Source organism: Simplicispira sp., assembly GCF_028687295.1.
Classification (GTDB): domain Bacteria; phylum Pseudomonadota; class Gammaproteobacteria; order Burkholderiales; family Burkholderiaceae_C; genus Simplicispira; species Simplicispira metamorpha.
The window spans coordinates 1-24,612 of record NZ_JAQUAL010000002.1; the positions used below are offsets into that span (position 1 = coordinate 1).

The window sequence follows — 24,612 nt, forward strand, 5'->3', positions numbered from 1 at the left end:
GGTCATGTCGCGGGACGGCCCCACGCGCAGGTAGTCCGGGTTGGCGGCAATCTCCTGCATCTGGGCAATGCTGGCCGCGCTGGTGCGGTCGCGGTTTTGCAGCACCACGGGGTCGGGCTCGGGGGCAGTCGCCGGGGCCTGGCCTGCGGGCGGCATGTAGGCTCCAGAGTCCACCGCCAGGGCGGCGCTTCTGGACAGCGGCCCGGCAGCGGGGTCAATGCCCATGGCCTCGGAGGGGCGCTGCACGGGCTGGGGCGCGTAGCCCATCAGCTTGGCGCGTGCAGCAACGCGCTGGTCTTCCGGCAAATCGTTGATGTATTTGTCAACCTCCGACTGTCGGCCCACCGAGCCATCGGGGAAGCTGATCAGCGGGTCGGGCGTGTTGCCCAGAGCCAGCGGCGGTGCGGCGGTGCTCGCGCTCCCTGCATTGGTGGCGGCCAGCTCGGCGCTCTGCTGGGGCTGGGTGTCAGCCTGCTGCTGGACACGCTGGCGATATGAACTGACTGCGCCAGTAGCACCGCCCATCACACCCCCGCCAATACCCCCCATCGCCGCAGCCAGCGCCGTGTCTTCCAGATTTTGACCAGCCGTTGGGTCTTTGAACGCACCCCACTGCTCGATCACGTTCTGCGCGCCCTCAGTTGCACCTTCCTTGAGGACGCCCTTGCCGACCTCTTTCAGAATGGAGCCAGCGCCAACCGGGCCACCCTTGAGCACACTGAGCGCCTTGCCCATACCCACGCGCTCCAGGGCAGTCGCAGGTATGGCCGCCGCCAGTGCGCGAGCCTTGTCCTCTTGGCCGGATTCCTTCTGCTCCTGGCGAATGCCGCCGTACTCTTGGGTGAAGATGGGCAGCAGACTGCCGACGGCACCGCCGACCACGGCACCAGCCGGCCCAGCAATCGCGCCACCGGCTCGCGCGCCTGCAAAGCCACCCGCCGCTGCCGCGCCAATCTGCGGCGCGAACTGCCCCACCGACTCCTTCACAGCCAGCCAGGGACTGTCCACCAGATCGCGAAGGCTCTTGATGCCCGCCGGGTTGCGGTCGATGATCCCCTGCCCTGTCTCTCGAACTGCATTCGTGACAGCATTCGGCCCGGTCACGTCCTCGGTGGCCGTGGCCGCAGTCGTGAGCATCTGCCCGCCCGTGCGCTTGATGGTAGGGATGAAGCCAGGTTCAGCCGGTTTGACCTCTTCAAACTGCGACCAATCGACGGGGCCAGCGCCTGTAGCAGGCTCATTGCCCACAGGCGTGAAATCGCTCCAATTCACAGCAGTCATGACTTACCCTCCCACCAAAACTGGCTTACCGTCCTTCACCACATACATCTTTCCGTCCTTTCCACGCACGCGAGTGCCCTCAGCGGGGGCTGCTGACGGGGGCTGTGCCCCTTGGTCCAGTCGACGCACATCCCCAGTGCGCTTGTTGAGCGCAGCCAGGACACCTTCCGTCTTGTTGCCGTGCGCATCGGTCGCCCCCTGCAACGCAATGCCTTGCCATGCGTCGTCGTCCTGCTTTCCCATCAGTCCGAGAAGGCGCTGGCGGGCACTGCGCTGCTTCGCTGGATCGTCTCCAGCCGCCTCCAAATCCTGCTGAGCCTTTTCAATGCGCTGGGCGCCCCGGTTTTGATACCCCGCCGCTGTCTGCTCCAAGCCGAACTTGTCGCGCGCCAGGCCTTGCTCTTGGCCGAACCGATCGTTGCGGCCTGCTTCCATAAGACGTGCCCGGGCTGTCCCGCCTTGCTCCTGCATCTCCGTGCCACGCAATGTGTTGTCGCTCGTGTGGCGCCTGGTGGCGTCATCGCGATCACCCGCAGCCATACCGAAGTGCTGCTTCGACAGGTCGCCGTAGGCCGCTAGGCGAGCGGCCGTGAGAGCCTCCCCCGCCCCGCCTTTGCCCCGGTGGTGATAAGGAGTCATGCCGCTGAGTGAGACCTCCATGTCGCGCCGGGCCTTGCCGACCCCACTGAACGGATCGTTCCACTGGGCAACACGGTTCTCCCAGGATTTGCGCTGCTCTGCCTGGCCCTGGTTGATGGCCTGGGCCTGGCGCACCTCGGCGGCGTACTTGTCAGCCTGCGGGCCGTTGAGGCCCCGCACGTCGATACCGTCTGAGGTATATCCACCGCGCTGGCTGCCCTGGCCACCTTGGTTGCCTTCGTTCCCTTGGCCTTGCAGCCCTGAACCGCTGGTGGCAAAGGCATAGGAGCCATTGGGCCCTGTTGCGATATTCGCCCCCGCTGGGGCGACGTCAAATGCAGAAAAACCTTTCCCATTCAGCCCACCGCCTGGCAGCGCCTTGCCGTTGGCGTCGTTGTACGACACCTGGCCACTCACGTTGCCGCCGCTGAACTCCATCGTGCCGTTGGCACCGCGCGTTGCTGTGATGCGCCCAGCCGGATTCATGATGGCTGTCTGCTCGTTGGTCAAGGTGGTGCGGTCACCAAGAGGGCCGTGATCGGGCTGTAGAGCAGAAGATGGCCCGGGCTGCGGCAAAGGCTTTGATGGATCGGCCATGGACGGGTTGATCAAGCCCCGCCCAGCGCCTGCGCCCGCTTGCGCACCGGGCGCTGTGGTGCTGGCAGGCGCTGGAGCTTGCGCAGGAGCAGGCCCGGCAGCTGCAACGACAGCACCTGCATTGAGCAGTCGTGAGGCCGCATTGATTCCAGAGCTGACTGCACCACCTGTCTTGGCGATCGTCGGCAGCGCGCCAGCCACGCCAGGAAGCGCCGCGAGCGAGTTGGTTACGTTGCGCCCCACCTCCGTGTTCGACCAACTGCCATGCGAGCCATCCGGCGCTGGCGCATTCAGGCCACCGGTTGGGATTTGGCTAACCCGACTTTCCAGCGATGCAGGTTCTGCACCAGGCAGCGCGGTCATTTGTGCTCCAGCAGACTGCGCTGCGGCTGACGTGGGTTTAGACGCAGCCGCCAAGGCGTCAGCATTGGCCTGTGCCGCATCCATCGTGGCCTGTCCTTGGGCCAGAGCCGTCTGGGTTTGCCTGTTGCGCTCCTGCTCCTGCTGTTGGGCCCAAGAACCAACGTCAAGGCTGTTGGGGCGCTTTTGATCATCCGTGGTTACCAAATCGCCGTTGGCATAGTTGTGCCGCCCGGACTTCGCCTTCACTGGGGCGTGCGTAGCGTGCACCAGATCGCGCAAGCTTTTTACCCCCACCTTTCGCACCGTGTCGGCAGGCAACACAAACTCGCCATCGGACAGACGGGCTGGAATGGAATCAGAGGTTCCGGTGCCAGGGCCGCGAACTTGTCCGCCGTCTTGGTACTGACGATGTAGAGATTGAATACCCATCAGCCGGCGCGCGGCATGGGACTGGGGATGTGCCATGGAAAGACCTTTCAAGGATGCTTGAAGCAGTCTCTCCACGCGCGGGGAAAAATGGAAACCCCAGAGGGGGGAACCTGTAAACTGCCCCCCCTCAGTCTTGAGGAGGTTCTATGCACGCAAGCAGCCCACCCAACCCCAACTGGCCAAGCCGCAATCCAGGCAATCCCTCTGGCGGCGGACGAGGAAACAACCCACCCGCCAAACGGTAGACCTGACTACCAAGCACTGCGCACGATTGGTGGTTGGCGGTCACGCTGCTTGCGCTGCACATTGGCGTCGGGCCGCTCGCCGAAAGACGCTGTAAACAGGGCCCCATACTCGCCCGCCTTCATCTTGTCGAAGGTCTCGGTGTCCTGCTTGAGGTAGGCGCAGCGGTACACCCAGTCCTTGAGGCGCGCGTGGAAGCGCTCGTGAATCTCAGGCTTGCCTTGATCCAAGTCTGCACTGAGCTTTTTCAGCGCACCGCGGTACACGGTCAAGGCGATGGGCTCAGCCTGGGTCGGCGTGGGCACCAGGCGCACGCGCGCTGGCATGGCGCCGCTGGCCTGCTCAAAAATGAACGACCTGGGCTGACCACTGCGCATCTCCCAGCCTGGGCACTCATCGTCCAGCGCATCCACACTGGTTTCATCCAGCGGCCTGCCTCGGAAAGTGAGGCGCTTGATCTGGAAAACCGATGGGTGCAGGCTGTAGGTGTCCACACCAGGCTCCAGCGAGACCGCACACACGGCTGGCGTGGCACGATCCTCGATCAAATACGCCCGCTCGCACGCCTCCTGCACCGCCTCGTTCAGGTAGGCAACGATTTCTTCGTCGCTCCAGAAGTGCGGCACTTCGTTGTCGGCCAGCTCGCTCCTGAACACGGCAATGAAGTCGGCGACGTTCATGGCCGCTTACTCCACCTTGGCCAGCTCGGCAAAGATGGCATCGGCCTCCTCGCGCGTCACAGCGAAGCCCGCCTTGGACTTCAAACGGATCAGGTTGGGCTTGCCATCGGCGGTGAAGTCGTCCTTGTCGCTGCCGTTGAGCATGGTGTTCAGCGCGTCCTTGATCGCCAGGTGGCGGCCCAGAAGCTGCGCCTGCATGTCGCCACCAGCACCGGACGAATCGACGGGCACCGCGCCACGCGCGACGGCCTCGCGGTGGAACATGGGATCAAGCTCGGTGCCTTCGGCAGACACGACAGCGGTGTGGCCAGTGGTCAGCGCGACGTGCAGCGGCTCATGGGTGGGGGAACGGAATTTCATGAAGGAATCCTTGAAAAAAGACCCAGCGGCCCTGAAGCCACCGGGCGAAAGCAGCCATAGGCCACCGAATGAATCCAGGTCAGCCCTGGCTGAACGCCGCGCGGCCGTCCACGATGTAGAGCACCGTCAGGCGCCCTGCACCCGCCGTTGGCGCAGCGCCGGTGCCAGTCCAGGCCACGCCCACGGTGCCCGACTTGGCGTACTTCTTGCCAGTGGGCACCAGGGCCACGGCGCCAGGCGCGGCAATGTCGGCTGACAGCGCTGCATAGGTGGTCTTGACAGCCGCGTCGCTGCCCTCTTGGTCGCCGACGGAGAACTTGTCATCGGTCGCCGAGTTGAAAACTTCGGTGATGGCCAGGTGGCCGCCCACAACGATGGCGCCGCCGGGCACATCCACGGCGGGCGCATAGACGCCGCTGGCGAGATCGGAGAACTTGAAGTCAGCGGTGGCCGCGATGACTTGCTGGCGGCCAGAGAGTTTCTTGATAGGCATGGTGGTTCCTTCGACAAGGGAAATGGGAAGGACGGAGCCACGCAGGCCCCGCCCCCGGTGGCGGCTTATTGCAGGTAGTGGTCGACAGCGATGACACTGAAGTCTTCGACGGACTTGTCGTAGATCGACATGAACTTGGGCCGCAGGAAGCCCAGAATCTTGGCGATGTTCAGGCCCACCTGGGAGTCGTACTCGAAGAGCTTTTCCACCCAGTCGCCAGGGCCCAGGTCAGCCATGCCAAGCGCCTGTGCGCCACACAGCAGCGAGCGCGTGCCATTGACGTTGCCGCCAGCTCCCCACTTGGCACCAGCAGCAGCGCCCTTGGTCGTGTACACCAGGGGATGCTCGTGCAGCACTGCGCCGTCCACGGTCACCGTGGCACCGCTGAACCAGGGCGAATCCATACCACCCTTGGTAGCCACGGCAACGACCGCACGCTGGTAGTCGGGATCCTTCTTCAATGCAGCCAGGGAGCCTGGCGCAAGGAAAAGCACGTAGTACGGCTTGCCACCAGCCATCAGCGGTTTGATGCGGTGCTCCTTCGCATAGGCGATGAGATCCACGATCATCGTGTACTTGGGCACGAAGCTGGAGGTGATGCTGCCCGTGGCCGACTGTTGCAGCGACGTGCCATCCCACATCAGCGAACGCTTCGCCGAAGGCGCGGACACATCGGCAGCGAAGGCCAGATCGGGGAAAGGCGAGCCCACACGCGGCGAACCATCGTTGTTGAACGCATAGCTGACACCAGAGAGGGTCAGGAACGCCAATTGGTCGCAGCGGTTGGCCAACCAGTACGACAGGTTGTCCTTGCCCTTCTCGCGGAAGTTGATCACCGTGCGCTGATCGGCCATCTTGCCCTTGTTCTTCACCCCGTGGCTCAGCTGATCAAGGGTGATGATCTGGCTGTACGACTTCATGGACTCTTCGTTGCCCTCGCGTTCGTTGTCGCCAATCACGCCGTCACCCACCAGGTCGGCCACCAGTTGGAACAGGCACTGATCGCCCTTTTCCGTCTTGGTCAGCTCGGTGACACGGTGGATGACGTTGTTGTCACCCTTGCCCGTGAAGCGGCTGATAAACATCTGGTCGCGCGCTGCGCTCCAGGTCTCACGAGACCAGTTCAACTTCTGCACTGGGGTCAGTTCAGCAAAATTCGTTTGCATGTCATGCTCCAAAAAGTAAATTCACTTGTCGGGACATAACGCTGCCCTGCTGCGGAAAACATGGCTACGGGCGGCCAAGAGCGCCAGGCCGTTTAACGCCAGCCATGGGGCGACAACCCGGAAAGTGACACCGGCAAGGTGGGTGAAGCCTTGCCGGCCAGTGCAGGCTCAGTCGCCGCGCAAGCGCTTGCGCTCAGCCTCTGGCAGCGCCATGTACTCATCGTCAGTCAGTCGATTGGCATCCACCTGCGATGGAGTGGCGCGATTGCCCATCCCCGCTTGAACGGCAGCGGGCTGGAGCAGGGAATCTGCTGAACCACGCCGATCCGCGCGCTCGGAGCGAGTATCAACAGCCCCCTGGTTCGCTGGCAATACCCTACGGGGGGTACCGTCTGGAGCGAAGCGCGGTGCAATGGCATTGGTAGCCTCGGCCAAGGCCTGGTGGCGCGATGTGCCACGGCTCATCTTCAGCATCACCGACGCCTCGATCAGTTCCAACGCCTCCCCCCCCTCGGGGGCATCCAGCCAGGGATATGCCTGTAGCAGTTCCTCCACCGTGGCCTGGGCCTTTACAGCGGCCTGCTGGCTGGAAGTCGCTTCCGAAAAGCGTGTGAAAGCTGCCTCCTCAATGTGGGCGTTGATTTGCATGCGCAGAGCTGCCGCCACTTTCACGTCTCCGTCCAGCATAGCCTGTGCGTACTGCTCCTCGGCGGCCCGAACGTCGAAGGTCTGTGCCGCAGGTGATGCAGGTGATGCAGGTGATGCAGGTGCTGGTGCCGCGCCTCCCTGGCCCGCACGCAGGCGCTCAATCTCACGGCGCAGCTCTTCGGCTTCCGCCTGGGCCGCTTCACGCTGGCGAATGACTTCATTCATGCGCGCACGCGGAATGCCATTGCTGACCTTGCCGGTGTCTTCACCTTCGTCAGGTTCGGTGGCTGTGGCAGCGGTGACCGGCTGCTTTGGCATCACTTCGTGGCCGAGATCGAGTGGCTCCTTGCCTTTGCCGACCTCGTCCTGGGTGTCGGCAGATTGCAGTTCAGTACCTTCGGTGGCTGTCGTCATGGTGTGGTTCTCCTTCAAGATTGCAGGCCGTCTGCGGCCAGGGTTTCAATTCCTTCGCTCGCACCCACGCCTGGGCTGGCCGGGGTGAGCGGATCGGTGTTCTGGGGCAGGTCAACGCTGGGTAAACCGGCTGGCGCCTCGGGCACGATGGGTGCTGCGTCCTGGTCCACGTAGCCCGCAGACTTCAGCAGACCATCGGCAAGGCCTGCAGTCGCTGGCGTGGAAGCGATCACCTGCGCCGTCTGCACGCCGCTGTACTGGGTCTTCACCTTCACGTCGGTGGCCTGTGCGTCGGTCTTTCGCGCCTGAGCATCGATGAGGCGAACGCGCGCCTCCAGCGTTGGATCGGCGGGTGGCTGGTTGCCCTGCATGTTGGCCAGAATTTCGTGCTTGTCGGCCAAGTTGGAATAGCGGACGACCGTCGCATCGGGGATGACAACGCCCGCCTTGCGCATCTCCAGCGCCTGCTGGAACTGGCTGTTCTCAAACGTCACCTGCATGGGCTGCTCGGTGATCACCACGTCGTAGGTGCCAATGGTCACGTCGTTGAGATAGGTGCCAGTGCCCGGGTCAAAACGGTTGATCTCCAGCACCTGCTCGGTCGGCTTGCCCGTCATCGGGTCGGTCTCGGTGATCCGGAAAATGCGATGCGTGTCGTAATAGCGCTGGATCAGCTTGAGAATCCGAGTGGCCAGCAGCTGGCGCGTGTAGGCCAGGTTGTCCAGCGGCACAGCCAACTGCTGCTGGCTGGCAAACTGCTTGGACTGGATGGCCACGCCCGACGTTTCAGGCCCCTGCTGCCCGCGCATGGCCTCGGGCACCGTCACGTCTTTGGGCGCTTTGTCCGCGCGGTCGATGATGCGATCCACGCCCGTAGGAATCTGGTTGGGCTGGATCTTATGGGGTGCCTTGGTGCCCTTCTTGTACTCGACCACCAGGCCCGTCTTGGCCCCCTCGCGCTGCAACTCGGACAGCGTCATATTGGTCAGGGAGTTTTCCTCCACCACCCAGCCGCTGTTGGCCGCCGTGTTGACCACATGCACGAATTGGCTCACCGCCTTGTTCAGTGCCTCCTGGGGGCCGATGGCATCGTCCACCATGCCGCCAGTCTTGCCGCGCCGGAAGTAGGCAAAGTACGGCACCACCGTGAAATGCTCATAGGGGCTGTAGGTGTCGTGCAGCGTGGCAGTGAAGGTTGTCACCGTCCACTTCACGCGTCGGCGCATGCGCTTGGCCCGCACCGCGCCGTTGGCCAGTGCATCGGCGATGGAGTCGGCGGCCATATTGTCTTCCGCCACGATGTCCCCTGCTCCTGGCCAGACCAGGCACATGGTCAGCTCATGGACGAAGCGCTGGCGATCAATCACCCGGTACCGCTCCAGCCCATCCTCCTTCTTGGCCAGCGCATCGAACACCGCAGCACCGTCGCGGCTGGCGAACTTGTTGCGCCGCACCTCGTCGTCCATGTCGCCGAAGTCCTGGCCGCCGTCGTTGCTGTCCTCGGCCTTCTTGCGCGCGGCCTTGCCGAATATCTGTTCGATCTCGTCCAGCGTCAGCCACCGGGTGATGATGACGTCACCCCATTTGTCGGGGTCGTAGCTCTTGGCGTCCGGGTCTGGAATTACGTCCAGGGGGTCAAGCGTGCCCACCACGATCTCGCCCTTGATGTTGTTGTCAAAGCACATGCGCAGGTCGAAGTAGCCGCGCTGCTGGATCACGCCGTCGCTGAACACCTGCGTCTCGTGCCAGTGCAGATTGGACAGATCAGCCACCTGCATGGCCACCTTGGACAGGATCGTGGCCTTGTCCAGATCCGCCTCGCCACCACGCGGTTTGAAAGCAATGTCCATGCGGTTCTGTATCTGGTAGCCGATGGCACTGTTGATCGACGGCTTGATCTCGTTGAACTCGATGGCGGGGCGGCCCTCTCGCTCCAACTGCGCGCGCACTGCGGCAGGCCACTGCCGGCCCCCGCCCATGTACATGTCCTCGCAGCGCGCGGCATGCGGCAGGTAGTCCAGGTGCCCCCGATCCTTGCCGTACAGGTAGCGCTGCCAGTTCTCGCGCGCGGCAGTGTCGCCAGGAGTGGTGATGGTGGTCATAGTCATGCGGTCAGCCATGAGCTGCCGTTGTTGCTGCCTGATTCCCGAAGGCGGTCGCGCCAGCTCTTGGGGCGCGGCTTGGGTTCAGGCTGGGGAATGTCGGCCACGAACGTCATGGCCACGGAGTCGCCCTTGTCCGGGCTGCGGCCCAGCACGAGGCGGATATCGTCTTTGCTGCTGATCTGGATGGCAGCGCCGCGCCCCATGGTCACCACCTTGTATCGGGGTGCCGTCAGGTCGCCCAGCAGTTCAGAATCAGGGGGCAGCGCAATCGGATCGGGGTTCGTCGGGTCTAGCGCCTCGCGCAGCAGCCAGTACATCTCGGCGCGCTTGTTGCGAAAGTGCAGCTGGCCGGACTTGTCCATCAGCGCACTGCCCTCGGAGCCCACCACCGGGTGCACATGCAGGCCCAGGCCACGGATGAAGTCCAGAGCGCTGGAGCCGATGCCGATGCTGTCGATGCAAATCACTGCGCCGTCGCGGATCAACGGCGCCACGAACCCGGCTGCTGCGGGCCCGTCCTTCGTGACCACGCCCGGGGCCGTCACCATCTTGTCGAACCACTGGCCATGCCTGCGGGCCACCGAAGACTTGTCCTGGCCACCGCGCGAAGGGTCGAAGCCCAGAGCGGTCATCAGACCCTTGGCATCGCGCTCCTTCCAGCGAGCCTGGGCGGCCTTCACCCAGTCGGTGGGGATCAGCTGCCATACCGGATCAGCACTGCCGGCATTGAAGTCGCCCCGCAGCATCTGGCTGCGCAGCGGCTCAGGCAGCGCCTGCAACGTGGCCTTGTAACCGGTGGTGGTCAGGAACAGGTTGTCATCCACCGAGCTGGGGATGAACGTGCGGCTCTTGGGCTGCATCAGCTCACCGCCCACCATCACGGGGGTGCTGTCGGGCACTTCCTGGTCTTCGCCGCGCTCGTTGGTCACGTACCAGCGCAGCTCCCCTGGCTTGGCGGGGTTCGGGTGCTGCGGATCCAGCCAGGCGGCCCAGTAGCGCTTCACCCACTCTCCTTCTGCGGTGGTGGGCGGGTTGCCTGCTGCCACCACGCGCTGGCGGATATTGGGGTTGTCCGTGCGCATCCAGCCGATCAGGGTACGGAACTGCAACTCTGTGAAGTGCGTGATCTCGTCGAAGCCCTTGAAGTCGTGCGGACGGCCCTGGTACTTCACCCAATCCTCGGGCCTTTGCACGCTGCCCAGTTCCAGCACCTTCTTGTGGGGCAGGCGCCAGAGGTGATCCTGGCCGTTGTAGCCATCGCGCGAGCCCAATATCTTGGTCATGCGCTCTTCCAGGCCGATCAGCTGCACGGCCTCACGCCGAAAGACGATGCTGTTTTCCTGCTCCGTCAGGCTCAGGCCCAGCAACAGGTCGGTTTTTCCCCCGCCAGCCGAACCGCCATAGAACACGATGTCGGCAAGCGAGTGGTACGCCTCTGATTGGGGCCCCGCCTGGGGAATCCAGATAGCGGGGTTCGCTGTCATCAGGAACGAGTCCACCGCCGCGCGCATCTCGGGCGTCAAGTCCTTGAATGCTTTCAGCAGATCCTCGGTGGTGGGCACGGCCAGCTTCATTGCTGTGCACCTGTGGCCATCAGCTGGGCCAGCGTGGCCACCAATGCGGGGTTCGCCTGTAGCAGCGAGGACATGCGCACCGCCCGCTCTGCGTCGGTCATGTTGCGCAGAGCCAGCGGATCGTTCTTCTGGGTGTTGTCCTTCTCGTACAGCCCGACGTGCTTGGCCAACTTCTCCAGCGCGTCCAGCTTGGAGTGCATCTTGATCTCGATGCCCTCCTTCGTCTGCTTGGCGCCGGCATACAGCGCCACGGCGCGCGGGCTCAGGTGGCGCGTGTCCTTGAGCACGGTACGCGCCTGGCCGTCGCCACCACAGTTCGGACAATCGGAGTTTGGCAGCAGAAGTGGGTTGAAGCCGATGCCGCCCTGCTCATCAAACTCTGATGGGTCTTTGCCTTTGTCCAGCCAGCGCTCGCGGTCACTATTCATCTCCAGCAGCGTGCGCTGGAACTTGTGCCCCTCGCCATAGCAGCAGCGGCAGCAGCCGGTTTTGACCTCCACCAGCTCGCGGGCGTCTGCCAGGGCAACGTTGGCAATCTCCATCAGCACAGTGTCGGCAGTGATGGCCGTCCGCTCCTGTTGAGCCTGGCGGGCTTTTGAAATTGCTTCGACAACTGAAGTTTTCTGAAGTAGCTGGTATCCGATTTGTTCTGCCGTCTCGGTGCTGTATCCAGCCCGAATCGCGGCTTGGGTGGCGTTCATGTCCACCATGTATTCCTCGACAAAGCGCTGCTGTCGCGGCTCCAGCTTGGCCAGCTTGGCGGACACCGGCTCTTCCTTCTCAGGGCGCTCCCAGCCTTCACGGCGGGCCCGCTTACCAATGGCGGCATGGGTCACCCCATGGGCCCGGCCTATATCGCGGGTGGAACTGCTGCTGGTGGTGTAGGCAAGATGGATCGCTGCCCAGTCGATGGAACGTGGCAGCAGATTCGCGCTGTCGGGCGAATGGTTGTCAGAAGAGTTTGAGTTGGTATCCACACCCCGGATGGTTCCTGAAATGTGGAAAGCACGCGAACCCTACACGGGGGCCACGTTCCTGGTTAATCCATCCCGCCGGTGAGCGCCGCCCAAATGCTCAACTCCAGCGATCCCGCGCGACTTTCTTGCGAAAAGGACTGCTTTCTGAGTACGCCCAGTCAGTTTTCCGACTTCGCGGTCAGTCAAGGTGCCCAGCAATGCCACTTCTTCGGCAGTCCATTTCCGTTGCATGCTTACAGCGATACAGAATGGAGCAATTCCCCTTCGAGTGCGTACCCCAGCCACCGTGTTTTTCGGTATACCAAGCTTCGCCCCCAGTGCGGCATCCGTCATGGTGCCAAGCATCTCAACCATCTCCACGGTCCAGTAGTGGTGCTTGCCCATAGCCTCATGCCCCTCCCAGATCCTGCTTGAGCCGTCTCAGTTCCTCCCGCACCGTGTTCACCAGAACTCCGGTGTGTTGGCCCAATTCGATCTGTGACAACTGCATTCCCGACATGGCCGCCATTGAGCCCAGCACGCGATCCTCGTGTGGCGTGAGACGCAAAAGCTGATCGCCAATCTCCCACAGCACCCAGCCATCCGGAAGAACCGTTTTGCTGATTGGGCGCGCGGGTGGAAGCTGTTTGATGGGGCGGTACGAACCGCGAACGGGGGCGTAAATCAGCTCTCGTTCCTTCAAGACACTGATCTGCTCATCCACAACTCCGCGCTTGAGCCCAGTGAGCACTGCGATGGTGTCGCGCGTGACAGGCTGCCCAGCTTCATGCAGTTCGCAGATAGCCTCATAGGCACGGTCGCGGTTGGTCTTCGGATCGGCGGTGTTGGTGCTCATTGTGTTTGATCTCCCGGTAGAATCTGATTGCTCAGGTCAGATAAAACCAGAAAGGCCCACTTCGGTGGGCTTTTCCTTTTCCAGTTCATGCCTGCTTTGGGGTGGTGCACTCAGCACAAAAAAACATCCCAACGCACTTCTTCCCGCCCTTGGTACTCTTGTCTTTCTGACATTTCGCACACCAGGCCGTCGCGTAGTCCAAGCGCACGCCAACCCCTGGTGCCTGCTGTCTGGCAAGGTCAATCGCATTCGCCGTGGTTTTGTCAAAACGTGTTCCATAACCAGGATGTGAAGGCATCAGTACGCCTCCCAAAAGTGGTTGGTCAGGTCGGCACTCACGGCGTCCCAGTTGTTGATCCACTGCTTGGATGCCATCAGAACTCCCCCTTTGTAAAGCGGCTGCTGCCACCGTTGTTTCGCGCTGGCGCGGCCAGCGATTCGGTCGATTCCGTCCAGCGCTGGTACGCGCCTTCAAAGTGCAGCGCGAATTCACCCACGCGGCCCTGACGGTTCTTGGGCACAGCGCAGCCAATGACATTGCCGCCTTGAAGCACCTGATGGCGCCACAGCATCAGCACTGCGTCAGCGTCCTCCTCGATGGCGCCAGACTCCTTCAAGTCGGATAGCACCGGGCGCCCGCTGGTGCGCTTTTCCACTTCACGGTTCAGCTGGGAAAGCGTGACGATGGTGATGTCCAGTTGCTTCGCCAACGACTTCAATCCACGACTGATCTCCTCAATCTGGTGGTGGCGGCTGTCACCAGATTTGCCGCTGCTGCACAGTTGCAGGTAGTCAATCGCCAGCAGCTTCAGGCCGTGCTTGCGCTTGAGAGCGCGGGCCTTGGCCACGATGTCCCCCAGGCTCATGGCGGGCTGCTCGTCAAAAAACAGCGGCAGGTCGCGCACGTTCTCCACGGCGTCGGTCACGCGGCTCCACTGGTCAGGGTCAAGCTTCCCGGTGGCAATGCCATCCAGCGCCACACGGCCCAAGTTGGCAACGGCGCGGTCGGTCAACTCGGCACAGCCCATTTCCATGCTGAACAGCGCTGCGGCATGGCCTTGGCGGGCCACGTTCAGGCAGATTTGCTGGGCAAGCGACGATTTGCCGATCGACGGGCGTGCGGCAATGATCACCTGCTTGCCAGGCTTGATGCCACCGCCGAACATCGCATCCAGCGCCGGGATTTGCGTCGGGATGCCGGGCTGCACCTTGCCGTCTGCGATTTGCTGCAATCGGTCGAGGAACCCGACCACGAACGTCTCCACTTTCTGCGGCTCGGCCTTGCCCTTGACCTGCTGCACCCGCTCCAGCCTGGCCTGTGACTGGCTGATGCGGTCAGCCACTGGCGTGGCCACGTCGGCGGCAATGCCGCGCACATCGTCTGCGGCACGCTGCAAGGAGCGCGAAACGGCCCGGTCGGCCACCAGCTGGGCATGCTGGCGCAGCACCCGTGTGCCCACGAAATGGTGGGTGAACTCGTGCAGGCGCTGCAAGTCGGCCTCGGTGCCGGTGCGGCGCAGCTCCTCGTACACCGCCACCAGGTCAACGGCTTGGCCAGCCAGCACCAGCGACTGCACCGCAGCGAAGGCGGCAGCGTGCAGCGTACCGTGGAAGTCATCGGGGGCAAGCAGGTCGGCCACCGCGTCAAACGCCTCTGCGCCGCCCACCAGCAGGCCGCCGATCACGCCCCCCTCGGCCTCGGGCGACCAGTGGACAAACTCGTCAGGAACGTCAAACGGGATCACGCTTCCACCTCCGCCTCGCGCTGGCGGGCCTCGACCACCCGCAGCGCCTGCAATCCCTCGTTCGTCCAGTTCGCCTCGCCCTCGGGATTGACCAGCCACAGCCTGTACCAGCGGTCTTTGACCGAGTTGGCAAAAGCGGCTGGCCAGTCGCTGTAGCGCTTGGCATTGCGGGTTCCGACCGTGTGGTCTTCGCGGAACCGCAGCCACGCAATCGCCGCCATGTCATCGGTGATTCCGGCATCGCGGCAGTAGCGGCGGACGTAGTGGTCGTCAGGAACCGGTTTGGCACCGGCCTCCTTGCACTCGGCCAGGTAGGTTTTCAGGGTTTTTTCGCCGCGAGAGAGGCGAGTCGGCTTGTCCGGCTCGGCAGCGGGCTCGCCCGCGTCTTTCTTCAGGGAATCAGGATTCAGGATTCGGGATTCAGGATTCAGGGCGTTATGACCCGGTGGGTTCACTGGTTCTTCACCAGTGCCTAACGGTGGGTCTACGTTATCAGCGCCTTTTTTAACGTTATTTGCGCGCTTTTTACCAGTGGTGTAACCGCTGTCAGTACGTTCATGCGCTGTTAATTCACCGTTTTCGTCTGGTAATTCACTGTCTTTTTCTGTTCCGTGCGGGGTCTGGTGCTTGTGAAAATTTACAATGGACACCACCGACTTGCCTGCAACGCTGTACCTGGTCACAAACCCTGCCGCCTCCAGCGCAGCAAGCCCTCCGTTCACGTCATAGCTGTCACATGGGAACAGTTCCATCTTGATGCGCTTGTGCCGGTCTTCCAGGCGTCCCTCGCGGTCTGCAAGGCACCACAGGCCAATGAACAGCAGCCTGTCCAGCGGCTCCAGCTCGGCCAGCAGCTCGTTCTTGAAGAACGCTGGCTTGATGTTGCGTGCACGGGCCATCAGGTCGCCCCTACGCTTTGTTGTTCTTGTGCTGTCATAGCTGCCCTCTCAACGCCCGTAAAAAAAGAAACCACCGGCAGGCAGGCGGGCATTTCCTGCTTTTCGCTTGCGGGGATCAGCCGCTCGCTAGCCGTGGCGTCAAACCTCATTACCGGGCTGTCCCGGCGCACACGGCAAAGCGCGCGCCCTGGCGCGCCTGTGTCGGTGCATTGATTTCTTGAAGTGCCCGCTGGGCGGCATGACGGTCACTGCCAGCTGCGGCAGTGCCAGGGGTAGCAATCCAGCTGTGGTCGCACTGGGGTGGCTGCTGGGCGATAGAGCGCAGCACGCGGGGCTGCTGGGGCAGCTTGAATGGGCTGATGGGCGAGACGCGGTGGGTGAAGGCGTTCATGAGCGCCCATCCTGCGATTCCGGTGCCATCGGATTGCTGGGCGCGAGGTTCATCACCATACTTGCCTCATGCCATTTCTCTCTTGCCCATGCGCCCAAGATTTCGTTGACCACGCTGTTGCGGCTGGCCTTCGCGTCATGGCGGGTACGGTGCTGCCACGTCGCATCAATCACGTTCATGACGTCCTTGGGGATTTCAGCGCGCAGTTCAGTGGTTTGGCGATCGTCGTTTCGCCCTCGGGCGAACATGGGCACGCCGTCATCGTGATGATTCATGCGGTTGTCCTGGTGGTGTCAAAAGGCCCCGCCAGCACACGAAGCGCCGAGGGGAAAAAATTGAAGGTCGATGAATTGCGCGCGCCACAGCGGCTCAAGTGTTTTGACGCCACTTGACTACCTTGTCCCAGTGAAAAAATAGGCAATGCAGCCATGAACACACCAAACACCTCCACCGACTTGCAGGCCCACCGCCTGGCCCCCTTCCACCGCAGCACACGCACGGCGCTGTCGCTGAACACCGACGCGGTTACAGGCCAGCGTGTGCAGGTGCTGAACACCTCGCGGTTAGAGCTGTGCTGGATCGCCGGTGAGCTGCGTATCGACTGCAGGGTGAGCAGGGTGGTGATGGATGCGAACAGAGCGCAGCGGCCTGTGTGGCGCGCGCGGGGGGCGCTGTAATACGGGGCCACGGGTCAGGCGCCCGCTTTCTGCGCGGCGGTGATGATGGGCAAAGACGCGCTGCCGTAGATGTGGTCGAACGACAGTTCAAGTCCATGCAATCGAGCGAAATTGATGACCTTGCGTGCCATTTCAGGCGGCAACGTTTGCCCGCGCTCGTAGTGGCCGACGTTTCCTTGGGTGCAGCCAATCCCGGCTGCGAGTGCTTGCTGCGAGACGCAGAGGCGCTCACGTATCGACTTGAGGTTGTTCTTGAGTGCGTCCCGGCTTGTCATGGTCGCGCCAGATACCAAGAGGCTGGATTGCAAATCGGCAGCAGGCGACGACACGGCCTTGACCACAGTGCCATCCGCAAGAGTCACGCTCTCGCCGGGGTGGAGTTCGATGATGCGAGGCATGGGTTAGTCCGAAGAAGAAGCGGTCTCGATCGCAGCTGCCTGGCATTTTTTGGCGTGCAATGCAACCAGGGCTCGGTAGTTTTTGGACATCACATCCTTGGACTCGCTGCGCTCAATCTTGCTAACCGCTGGCTGAGGAATTCCGGTTTCCTCTTCGATCTGCTTCTGGGTAAGTCCAAAGCCCCTCAAAGCAAGGACTAATTCGCGGGGACTCAAGTTCATAAAAATATTCCTTTCGGACTATTCTGACATGTCCCAAAGGAATATTCAAGTGAGATTAAATAAGAACATGGATACTCTCGCCGCTCGCGCGCGTCGCGCACGCAAACACGCCGAACTCACACAAGTTCAAGCCTCGGAGGTATCCGGGGTGAAACAATCCGACATATCGAAAATCGAGAGGGGCGAGACGTTGCGCTCCGTCGGTTTGTTGGCTCTCGCCAGAGCCTATGGTGTGAACCCAGATTGGCTGGACACGGGGTGCGGAGAAATGCTACTCAGCGGCGCGCCCGCCGTGGCAGTCTCCACGCCAGCACTAAGAGAGCCCACACTGGAGCAGATGCTGGATGTACTTGCAAACACCCTGGAGACCTTGCCCGAGGCCGCCCGCTTGGAAGCAGCACCGTTGCTCCAGGCACTGACGCTGGCACCGGACAGCAAGAAGCTCAGGAGCAGCCTGCTGGCTGTGCTCATGAAGCGCGGGTGAGCGGACGGCTGCAGACGATGCGCGAGCGGGGCGGCCGATCAGCTACGGGGAGCAGCGGGTGGGGATGGAATTGCTGCCGGGGGTTGAGGTGCGGTAATGCTTGGGGCGATGGCGCTTTGGGGGTGGTGCGCAAGAGAGAATCGCCCGATGCTGCAAGCCACCCAATTCACATAAAAATTTCGAAATTTCGAAATTTCGCAACTCTTTGGTGGCAAAATAACTGGTGTGCAAGAAGAATTCAAAACCCCAGGCCAGCTGATCGAAGCCCTCCTTCAGGATAGAGGCTGGAATCAAAGAGTTCTGGCCGCCGTTCTCTCGATGAGCGAATCCACGCTCAACAAACTCATCTCTGGTAGCCAAGCTGTTACAGCAGAGATAGCGATCTCCTTCGAAGAAGTCTTTAATGTGGACGCGTCGAGATTTCTCGCTCTGCAGCACGTTTTTGACCTCGCCCGGGCGCGTATTGTCAGTAGGCCGAACCCCGTCCGCGCCATGCGGGCTCAAGTATTCGCGAATCTGCCGGTTTCCGAGATGATCCAACGCCGATGGATCAATGTGGAGAGCATCCGAGATCTCGATGCGGTCGATAAAGAGCTTTTTCGTTTTTTTGATGGTCAAAACCCTGCACAGATTTCTGCGACCCCTCATGCGGCCAAAAAAACATCCGCGGGCTCTGAACCTACTGCAGCTCAACTGGCTTGGCTGTATCGCGTTCGCCAGATTTCCAAAGAGCTGCTAGTCCCCCGCTATGACGAATCTGCGCTACGAGCAGCGATTCCGAGATTGAAGGCGTTGCTTAGCGCTCCAGAAGAAGCACGCCACGCACCGCGCATTCTTCAGGAGTGCGGAATACGGTTGGTCATCGTGGAAAGCTTGAAGTCTTCAAAAATTGACGGAGTTTGCCTTTGGTTGAATGAGCATTCGCCGGTGATTGGAATGACCATGCGATTTGATCGCATGGATAACTTCTGGTTTGTTCTTCGACATGAGTTAGAACATGTGCTCCAGAAGCACGGAATGCACGACCCCTCCCTGGACGTGGATCTTGGAGGAGTTGCCATTGACGAAGAAGAAAAATTGGCCAATTCCGCGGCGTCTGAGTTTTGCGCCCCGAGAGCACGGATAGACAGCTTCATCAAGCGGAAGGCGCCCATTTTTCCGGAGCGGGACTTTTTGGGACTAGCTAAGGTGTTGGGTGTTCATCCTGCGCTTGTAGCAGGTCAGATTCAGTTCAAAACTGGTAGGTATGACCTGTTCAGGTCTCACATGGTAAAAATTCGAAGCCGCGTTCTTCCGAGCGCAATCGTAGATGGCTGGGGCGATGTCGCCCCGGTGGGTATTCACTAGGGGGCCTCCGTGACTAAAAACGAGCAATTGCAAGCCTTGATCCAGCGCTACAAGACCGAAACGGGTGAAAAATCTGTCGACTTAGAAAGGGTCGCTGATTGGGCGATCAAGCTCGGAGCGACGATGCCAAAGCCAAAATCCGCCCGTGAATTATTCGCAGCCCAGCTCGCGGACGCTGCGCGGGCTGAATACAGGGTCGATTCCAAAACTGGGTTGTCGTATAGAGCAAACCATGCGATGCGTCAACGGACGCGCGATGGCCGCCAGTTGGTACTCTGGTTCGACATTGAGGATGCAACTCGACCGCAGATGCTGTATTCGCTGTCGGATCGTCGGCAACAGATGGTTGGTGACGCCGTGCATTTGAAGATTGACGAGATGATCTGGAACAGCAAGCATCCTGATGAGCAGCAGATTGAACTCGATATGGATTTCACATATGACGTCGAAGAACGACTGAACTCCCCCGGATATGGGAGTGGCGAAGCCGCATAAGAGGACATCGCCACCGACAGGGTTGCCCGCCCCACGCGGGCTTTTCACCCAAAGCCGCCCACCGAGGCGGTTTTTTTGCGCCTCAAGCGTGCATAGCTGCCCTGGCCGCCTCCACCATAAAGCCACTGCGGCTTTGGCCGTGCTTCTTGGCGTATTCGTCAATGCGGTTGAGCACCATGCGTGGCACCGTGATGTTGATCTTGTCGGCAGGCCCCAGGTATTTCTCCACCGGCACATCCACCACCGCCCACACCCCGCCCGCATAGTCAGGGTTGGCCTGGTGAGCTGTCAGCGTGCCGGTGCGTGGAATATCTGCCCCGTCTTCAATCAGCGTCTCAACGTGCAGATCAATCGCCTCGCGCACGCTCTCCAGCGCATCATCCAAGCCATCACCGGCTGAAAAGCAGCCAGGCAGGTCGGGCACGGTCACGCCGTAGCGTTGGCCGTCGTCCGTATGCAGTACCACAATAAATTTCATCGCGTTCTCTCCTTCAACGTTTAGCGCCAGCCCGCTTGGCGCTCAATGCTGTACATCGTGGCCTTTGGGATGTCCCCGTCCGGGTGCTTGACAGTGACCAGGCCGGGCCGGCTGGCGTTCTTGAACTGGTGGTGCGAGCCCTTCACCCGCGCCAGATACCAGCCATCGGCCTCCAGCTTTTTAATCACTTGCTTGCTGTTCATGGTGGTTATTGTACCCACCACACGTAAGCCGATGGCAATGTCACTGAGAACCCAACAAGCAATCCTTCTCCGGCGGCGCAGCTTTTGGCGCTTTCACACGACACAGCAAAACTGTATATTTATCCAGTAAAACTACTGGAGATGCCTCATGGAAGTGATGGAAAAAAGCTACTCGGTCGCCCTGTGCGACTGCCCCGCCATGCCAGATGCCGACCGCGCCAAAGCCGAGGCGCGCTACGCCCGCGTGCTTGAGCGCCAGTTCGGTGGCCCGGCACAAGTCGCCGATGCGCTGGCCATCGTGCAAAGCCTGGAAGACACGCCACCAGAAGAGATCACTGCGCACGCCAAGGCAGTGTTCAAGCAATGGGGCAAGGCATCAGCTGCCGCGAACGAGGCAGGCTTTCAGGGGATAGGTGATGCAGAGGGCTGCTACTTCGAGGTGCGGCTGGCCTAAACGAACTCACATCGTGGCGCTGATACATGTAGGTCAGAGCAAAAAAATATTCTTAAAAGATTTACTTTAATTATTCTTTATGGCATATTTCATTCCACACACCACAACAGGTGCAAGGAGTGAAGATGCAAGTTGCCGAAATTGCCGTCCTACTGGAAGCGGCCCCCGTTGATCACCAAAAGCGCTGCGCCCTGGCGCACAACGCCATCGAGTCTGGCCGCTGGCCTCAAGCGGTCTGTGGACTGCGCCATGCAGCCGCTGAAGCACGCGCCTGGGCAGACCGTGTCTGTGCTCTTGCTGCCCATTACGAGGCAGAAACAACCGCCTTGCAGGCAAGTGCCACACCTGCACCTCAAGACGAGCAAGAAGATGCTTTCAGCATCGCGTTCGCTGCGCCACTGACAGCTGAGGCCCTGGAAGCCGGTCTGCTGGTAATCGCCAACTCCATCAGCCGAGAGTGCGCCATCCGGGCACGCCGCGCCATCAATGGCGTCATGACCGCCCAAGGCCTGCGCACCGCAGCACCTGTAAACGAGTCGCCCCGCCGCGCCCCCATTCCCACCGAAGCGGCACTGATCGGCGCACACCTGGATGCAGAAAGCATTGAACAAGGCGAACCGGCATGAGCACGGTCGCCACCCTCTTGCGCTTGGCGCGCATGCGTCGCACTGCCGGGGCCAGTCACCTCGAGGCCCTGACCTGGGCCGGTGGCCTGCTCTGGCGCAATCACCGCACCACGCAACGCCGCCGCAGCGTTGAGCGCCGCTCCGAAGTGGCGCGCGCCGCGCGCCACCTGCTGTAACCCAATCAGATTGGAAATCCAAATGGCAAAAAATCGCATGTTCATGCCGAACCCCGACGGCAGCGACTCATACCTCGTGAATCTCGCCGGAGCGGTGCTGCTGTCCGCCGACGCGATCTTCGGCGATCCCAATGAGACGACTCCACAAGGCCGCACCAACGCAATGCGCTTGGTGGAACGCACGCTTCATGAAGCAGAAAAGAAAGGCTTCTTGCAGTCGAGCACCGTGTGGGCCCTGATGCATCGCAACGACGTCAACCCTCGGCTCAAGAACCTAGTGCAAGAGGCTGTGGGCATGATTCCGAACGACGTGCAGGGCCAGATCATGCAGGACGTTCTGAACACGGCCCGCACTGACAACCCAAGCGCCCCTCTCGTTACGGCCACGAAGCACCCAGGCCGACACGAACCCGAGACCAATCCTCATTTCACGCGCCCTGGGCCAGACGGCATTGACCCGCGTTTCTGGGAGGCAGGCCGGGCACTGCGCGCCATCGTGGAAAAAGAAGGCAAGAACGCCATCCGCAAGCCAGAGCACGCCCACCTGTTTGCGCAGTTGCACAAGTTCGCACCTGAGTCGTTCAAGCAGGAAATGGCTGCCAAAGCCAGGGAAATGGACTTGCTGCCCAAAGCCACCCATGTGGGTGAAGACGGTCAAGTCGTATTCACCTCACAGCAAATTGCCGAAAAGCACGGCATCAGCGTCGAGGAGGTGGAGCGCTTTATTGCCCATGCTGATCTTGATGACCTCTACAGCGGCCCGGTTTTCCCAATTCAGTGAGGCAGCAATGCAAAACAACCTAGCGCTACGCGCCCTCTTCTCTCTGCCACCAATCCAGACCAGCTCCAGCACCGCGCTGACGGTGCCTGAAACGCCAGCGCCAAAGACGGTCACAGGAGACCGTGAACTTGACGCCGTGCTGTGGCTGCGCGACTGCATCAAGACTGGCCATGCTGCCTTGATCGCGCAGGCCTTGGAAGCTTTCAAGAAGATCAAGACCCCGGCCAAGGAGTTGGAGGATCGCTATTGCGAACACCTGCGCATCGCAAGCGGCGGTAACCCATTCGCGGTGATCTTTGGTGGCATGGGGTTCGCCAATCTGGAGAGCCTGGCTTCAAGCTCCAGCGAGAAGCTTGCCAAGCGCAACGATGCCGTGGCCCGCTTTGGCAGCATCGACAACGTGTTCAAAGACACGCCTGCCGAGGCTGCCTGCAAGAAGGCGCTACGCGGTTTGAAGCGACCGGAAACCGAATATGGCTGGCGTGAGTACGACTCCGAAAAGGCTGATGCGCGTTTCGCCAAGCACGCTGAATTGATGCCACACACCCTGGCCGATTGCATGCACGCGATGGAATTCAGCAGCACTTTGTACTGGCTTCGCCACGCCTGCGCTGACAACGCCGGAGACCACTGGCCAGCCTTCCAGGCCCACGACGATTACTGTTTTCGCTCGATGGCTCGCATTGCTCCACGGTCAAAAGAAGAGGCTTTGGCCATCTTCGCTTTCATGGAAGAGGACAGCAGGATGGATCGCACCGAAACCGACGACATCCTGCGCAACCTGATCAGCGGGGGTTGGGCATGAGTCGGGCGGCGTTTCACCACCCCATTGCGGCGGAGTCAGGGCTTTGGCTCAATCCTGCGCGAAAGCTCGCCTTGCAGGACGAGCTTCGGCAAGGGGTCAGATCAGACCTGATCCCCCACAAGGGTGAGCAGGTGGAGTCAGGGCTTGGGCTTTGCGTCCACCAAGCGCATCAAGATAGCAATTGCTGCCACCCAGCCTATAACCATCGCCAACAGGAAATCTTGCTTTTCCAGAAACATCAACGCAACACCGGCACAAACCGGGCCAAGGGCGAACGAAAGCGCAATAACTTTTCCGCCGAAGTCATCCATGGGGCTCTTATCAGCAAGGTGATTGATGAATCGAGCAGGCAAGACAAGGATTACCTGAAAAACACCAAACACAAGCAGGAGCGCCATACCGATCACGATGACGCCCAATGCTATTGGCCCAAGAGACGACAGTTCGGACATGGTGCGATAGACGTGGGGTCAGGGCTTAGACTTTCGGGCGCGCTTTGGTTTCTCCGACACAAGAACTTGATCAGGAGGAGTTGCGTAGGCCTCCAGCGCTTCAGCCTTGAATTGTTCGATCTGCTTCTCACATCGAGTAATTTCAAAATTCAGCATATCAAGCCGGGCAGAGATGACCCGAATATCTGGCATTGGACTGCGTGCAGTTACAGCCAAGTCAACCCGCAACTCAAGAATCGCCTTCTCATTGCGGAGAGCGTTCAGATGAGCAATTGCGCTCACAAGGTCATCCCGAATCGAACTGCGTTCAGGCAGCACAGCAAGCGCCTTCGACTCCGTGTCATCGGGCACAGAAGCCTGAAGACGCCCAATGATTTCAGCGTTCAGACTCTTCGATGTTCTCTCGGCAGCTGCAGTCAAAACCTGATGCAAATCTTTGGGAATTCGCAGTGTGATGCGGGTGTATCGGTCTTCTTCGTTCATGCGTCAATTTTCCACCAAAACAGTGTCATTGACTATTGACACAGAATCAGTGTCAAATCCATAATTCAAAAAACGACACTAAAACAGTGTCTAAATGAGTGATCTGATGAACCAACCAAAAGTACAGCACACCCGAATTACCTTGCGCATTCCGCAGCCAATTCAGGACAAGGCCAAAGCGAAATCCCAAACCGAGCACATCAGCCTCAACAGCTTCATCGTTCGAGCCGTAGAGCGCGCAATCGCGCAGAAAGGACAGCAGCAGTGATCGAAACCATCAACATGACAGCCATCCTTTGCCTCGACAAAGACGAGGTAATCGCAGGGCACGACCTCGCGCTGGACAGCTGGCTGAGCCAATCCGACGGGAAGACGGTCGATGAGGCCGCCAAGAATCTCACTGCCGAACTGATGGCGACAGCCACCACCGAAGGCGCCCTGACCCAGGCGGCCAACATCTACGGCGCAGTCAAGCTCCTGATCCAGTTCGCAGGATTGCCCCCGATAGAGGAAAAGGCTCGTGTACCCGATACCAAAGGAGCGCTGGCGTGAAAAAAGTGGAGCGCTCCATTGAGCCGCTACCACCTGACAAAGGCAAAGTGACCCCACAAAAGGCGAAGCCGGCATGCGCTTGGACCCGCAAACCGGCTTCTATGAACCCCCCGCAATCTTCACAAAGCAAAGGAAATTCA

32 protein-coding genes are annotated in these 24,612 nt (G+C 60.8%); 11 read left to right on the plus strand and 21 right to left on the minus strand.

Annotation, left to right across the window (positions count from 1 at the left end):
* From PHX69_RS00305 to PHX69_RS00375, 15 genes are all read right to left on the minus strand, one after another.
* Positions 1–1,281: hypothetical protein (locus tag PHX69_RS00305; protein ID WP_288041793.1), on the minus strand; the 1,281-nt coding region annotated here is incomplete at its 3' end.
* A gap of 3 nt (positions 1,282–1,284) precedes the next feature.
* Positions 1,285–3,345, minus strand: a complete 2,061-nt coding sequence (locus PHX69_RS00310) for a hypothetical protein (protein ID WP_288041795.1) — start codon at positions 3,343–3,345, stop codon at positions 1,285–1,287.
* Between the two features lie 215 nt (positions 3,346–3,560).
* On the minus strand, positions 3,561–4,232 hold the full coding sequence (locus tag PHX69_RS00315; protein WP_288041796.1) for a phage adaptor protein: 672 nt from the start codon (positions 4,230–4,232) through the stop codon (positions 3,561–3,563).
* A 6-nt stretch (positions 4,233–4,238) separates the two neighbouring features.
* Positions 4,239–4,592 carry a hypothetical protein gene (locus tag PHX69_RS00320; RefSeq protein WP_288041798.1) on the minus strand — a complete coding sequence of 118 codons (354 nt, stop codon included), beginning with the start codon at positions 4,590–4,592 and terminating at the stop codon, positions 4,239–4,241.
* A gap of 79 nt (positions 4,593–4,671) precedes the next feature.
* Positions 4,672–5,085: a hypothetical protein gene (locus tag PHX69_RS00325; protein ID WP_288041799.1), complete on the minus strand. Its 414-nt coding sequence runs from the start codon at positions 5,083–5,085 to the stop codon at positions 4,672–4,674.
* A gap of 65 nt (positions 5,086–5,150) precedes the next feature.
* On the minus strand, positions 5,151–6,251 hold the full coding sequence (locus PHX69_RS00330) for a N4-gp56 family major capsid protein (RefSeq protein WP_288041800.1): 1,101 nt from the start codon (positions 6,249–6,251) through the stop codon (positions 5,151–5,153).
* 168 nt (positions 6,252–6,419) lie between these two features.
* Entirely contained in the window at positions 6,420–7,313 is an 894-nt protein-coding gene (locus tag PHX69_RS00335) for a hypothetical protein (RefSeq protein ID WP_288041801.1), read from the minus strand.
* Positions 7,314–7,327: 14 nt separating this feature from the next.
* Positions 7,328–9,415: a portal protein gene (locus PHX69_RS00340; RefSeq protein ID WP_288041802.1), complete on the minus strand. Its 2,088-nt coding sequence runs from the start codon at positions 9,413–9,415 to the stop codon at positions 7,328–7,330.
* 2 nt (positions 9,416–9,417) lie between these two features.
* Positions 9,418–10,992: a terminase gene (locus tag PHX69_RS00345; protein WP_288041803.1), complete on the minus strand. Its 1,575-nt coding sequence runs from the start codon at positions 10,990–10,992 to the stop codon at positions 9,418–9,420.
* Positions 10,989–11,969 (minus strand): terminase small subunit, encoded by a 981-nt coding sequence (locus tag PHX69_RS00350; protein WP_288041804.1) that lies wholly within the window; start codon positions 11,967–11,969, stop codon positions 10,989–10,991. Before PHX69_RS00350 ends, PHX69_RS00345 begins: the two co-directional genes overlap by 4 nt.
* A gap of 388 nt (positions 11,970–12,357) precedes the next feature.
* Positions 12,358–12,804, minus strand: coding sequence for a hypothetical protein (locus PHX69_RS00355; RefSeq protein WP_288041805.1), 447 nt, complete (start codon positions 12,802–12,804; stop codon positions 12,358–12,360).
* 374 nt (positions 12,805–13,178) lie between these two features.
* Positions 13,179–14,549 (minus strand): replicative DNA helicase, encoded by a 1,371-nt coding sequence (locus PHX69_RS00360; RefSeq protein WP_288041806.1) that lies wholly within the window; start codon positions 14,547–14,549, stop codon positions 13,179–13,181.
* The gene (locus PHX69_RS00365; RefSeq protein WP_288041807.1) at positions 14,546–15,448 is read right to left on the minus strand and encodes a hypothetical protein; all 903 of its coding nucleotides are present in this window, start codon (positions 15,446–15,448) and stop codon (positions 14,546–14,548) included. Before PHX69_RS00365 ends, PHX69_RS00360 begins: the two co-directional genes overlap by 4 nt.
* A 148-nt stretch (positions 15,449–15,596) precedes the next feature.
* Positions 15,597–15,839 (minus strand): hypothetical protein, encoded by a 243-nt coding sequence (locus PHX69_RS00370; RefSeq protein WP_288041808.1) that lies wholly within the window; start codon positions 15,837–15,839, stop codon positions 15,597–15,599.
* Positions 15,836–16,114, minus strand: a complete 279-nt coding sequence (locus tag PHX69_RS00375) for a hypothetical protein (RefSeq protein WP_288041809.1) — start codon at positions 16,112–16,114, stop codon at positions 15,836–15,838. Before PHX69_RS00375 ends, PHX69_RS00370 begins: the two co-directional genes overlap by 4 nt.
* Positions 16,115–16,267: 153 nt before the next feature.
* On the opposite strand from PHX69_RS00375, the gene PHX69_RS00380 reads away from it, so the two are divergent.
* Positions 16,268–16,516: a hypothetical protein gene (locus tag PHX69_RS00380; protein ID WP_288041810.1), complete on the plus strand. Its 249-nt coding sequence runs from the start codon at positions 16,268–16,270 to the stop codon at positions 16,514–16,516.
* A gap of 14 nt (positions 16,517–16,530) precedes the next feature.
* Here the strand turns inward: PHX69_RS00380 and PHX69_RS00385 are convergent, their stop codons facing one another.
* Both PHX69_RS00385 and PHX69_RS00390 read right to left on the minus strand, forming a co-directional pair.
* Positions 16,531–16,914, minus strand: a complete 384-nt coding sequence (locus tag PHX69_RS00385) for a helix-turn-helix transcriptional regulator (protein ID WP_288041811.1) — start codon at positions 16,912–16,914, stop codon at positions 16,531–16,533.
* A gap of 3 nt (positions 16,915–16,917) precedes the next feature.
* Positions 16,918–17,136: a helix-turn-helix domain-containing protein gene (locus PHX69_RS00390; RefSeq protein ID WP_288041812.1), complete on the minus strand. Its 219-nt coding sequence runs from the start codon at positions 17,134–17,136 to the stop codon at positions 16,918–16,920.
* Between the two features lie 67 nt (positions 17,137–17,203).
* Between PHX69_RS00390 and PHX69_RS00395 the strand changes: the two genes are divergently transcribed.
* The 3 genes from PHX69_RS00395 to PHX69_RS00405 all read left to right on the plus strand — a co-directional run bounded on the left by PHX69_RS00395 (position 17,204) and on the right by PHX69_RS00405 (position 19,462).
* Positions 17,204–17,620, plus strand: a complete 417-nt coding sequence (locus PHX69_RS00395) for a helix-turn-helix domain-containing protein (protein WP_288041814.1) — start codon at positions 17,204–17,206, stop codon at positions 17,618–17,620.
* Between the two features lie 225 nt (positions 17,621–17,845).
* Positions 17,846–18,967, plus strand: coding sequence for a helix-turn-helix domain-containing protein (locus PHX69_RS00400; RefSeq protein WP_288041815.1), 1,122 nt, complete (start codon positions 17,846–17,848; stop codon positions 18,965–18,967).
* 9 nt (positions 18,968–18,976) lie between these two features.
* A complete protein-coding gene (locus PHX69_RS00405; RefSeq protein WP_288041816.1) occupies positions 18,977–19,462 on the plus strand; it encodes a hypothetical protein in 486 nt (161 codons plus the stop codon).
* An 82-nt stretch (positions 19,463–19,544) separates the two neighbouring features.
* Here the strand turns inward: PHX69_RS00405 and PHX69_RS00410 are convergent, their stop codons facing one another.
* Both PHX69_RS00410 and PHX69_RS00415 read right to left on the minus strand, forming a co-directional pair.
* Positions 19,545–19,940, minus strand: coding sequence for a type II toxin-antitoxin system HicB family antitoxin (locus PHX69_RS00410; RefSeq protein ID WP_288041817.1), 396 nt, complete (start codon positions 19,938–19,940; stop codon positions 19,545–19,547).
* A 20-nt stretch (positions 19,941–19,960) separates the two neighbouring features.
* Positions 19,961–20,143 carry a type II toxin-antitoxin system HicA family toxin gene (locus PHX69_RS00415; protein ID WP_288041818.1) on the minus strand — a complete coding sequence of 61 codons (183 nt, stop codon included), beginning with the start codon at positions 20,141–20,143 and terminating at the stop codon, positions 19,961–19,963.
* A 148-nt stretch (positions 20,144–20,291) separates the two neighbouring features.
* Here PHX69_RS00415 and PHX69_RS00420 point away from each other — a divergent pair, with 148 nt between their 5' ends.
* From PHX69_RS00420 to PHX69_RS00440, 5 genes are all read left to right on the plus strand, one after another.
* Complete coding sequence (locus tag PHX69_RS00420; protein ID WP_288041819.1) at positions 20,292–20,597, plus strand: hypothetical protein; 306 nt, start codon at positions 20,292–20,294, stop codon at positions 20,595–20,597.
* Between the two features lie 125 nt (positions 20,598–20,722).
* Positions 20,723–21,223, plus strand: a complete 501-nt coding sequence (locus tag PHX69_RS00425) for a hypothetical protein (protein WP_288041820.1) — start codon at positions 20,723–20,725, stop codon at positions 21,221–21,223.
* Complete coding sequence (locus PHX69_RS00430; RefSeq protein ID WP_288041821.1) at positions 21,220–21,399, plus strand: hypothetical protein; 180 nt, start codon at positions 21,220–21,222, stop codon at positions 21,397–21,399. The genes PHX69_RS00425 and PHX69_RS00430 overlap by 4 nt, the downstream gene beginning before the upstream one ends.
* Positions 21,400–21,421: 22 nt before the next feature.
* The gene (locus PHX69_RS00435) at positions 21,422–22,180 is read left to right on the plus strand and encodes a hypothetical protein (RefSeq protein WP_288041822.1); all 759 of its coding nucleotides are present in this window, start codon (positions 21,422–21,424) and stop codon (positions 22,178–22,180) included.
* Positions 22,131–22,985, plus strand: coding sequence for a hypothetical protein (locus tag PHX69_RS00440; protein WP_288041824.1), 855 nt, complete (start codon positions 22,131–22,133; stop codon positions 22,983–22,985). Before PHX69_RS00435 ends, PHX69_RS00440 begins: the two co-directional genes overlap by 50 nt.
* 137 nt (positions 22,986–23,122) lie before the next feature.
* On the opposite strand, the gene PHX69_RS00445 is transcribed toward PHX69_RS00440, so the two are convergent.
* Both PHX69_RS00445 and PHX69_RS00450 read right to left on the minus strand, forming a co-directional pair.
* Positions 23,123–23,437, minus strand: a complete 315-nt coding sequence (locus tag PHX69_RS00445) for a hypothetical protein (RefSeq protein WP_288041825.1) — start codon at positions 23,435–23,437, stop codon at positions 23,123–23,125.
* An 18-nt stretch (positions 23,438–23,455) separates the two neighbouring features.
* Positions 23,456–23,920: a toxin-antitoxin system HicB family antitoxin gene (locus tag PHX69_RS00450; protein WP_288041826.1), complete on the minus strand. Its 465-nt coding sequence runs from the start codon at positions 23,918–23,920 to the stop codon at positions 23,456–23,458.
* 106 nt (positions 23,921–24,026) lie between these two features.
* On the opposite strand from PHX69_RS00450, the gene PHX69_RS00455 reads away from it, so the two are divergent.
* Together PHX69_RS00455 and PHX69_RS00460 are read left to right on the plus strand one after the other, a co-directional pair.
* Positions 24,027–24,188 carry a YlcI/YnfO family protein gene (locus tag PHX69_RS00455; RefSeq protein WP_288041827.1) on the plus strand — a complete coding sequence of 54 codons (162 nt, stop codon included), beginning with the start codon at positions 24,027–24,029 and terminating at the stop codon, positions 24,186–24,188.
* On the plus strand, positions 24,185–24,472 hold the full coding sequence (locus PHX69_RS00460) for a hypothetical protein (RefSeq protein ID WP_288041828.1): 288 nt from the start codon (positions 24,185–24,187) through the stop codon (positions 24,470–24,472). Before PHX69_RS00455 ends, PHX69_RS00460 begins: the two co-directional genes overlap by 4 nt.
* The last annotated feature ends 140 nt before the right edge of the window (positions 24,473–24,612 follow it).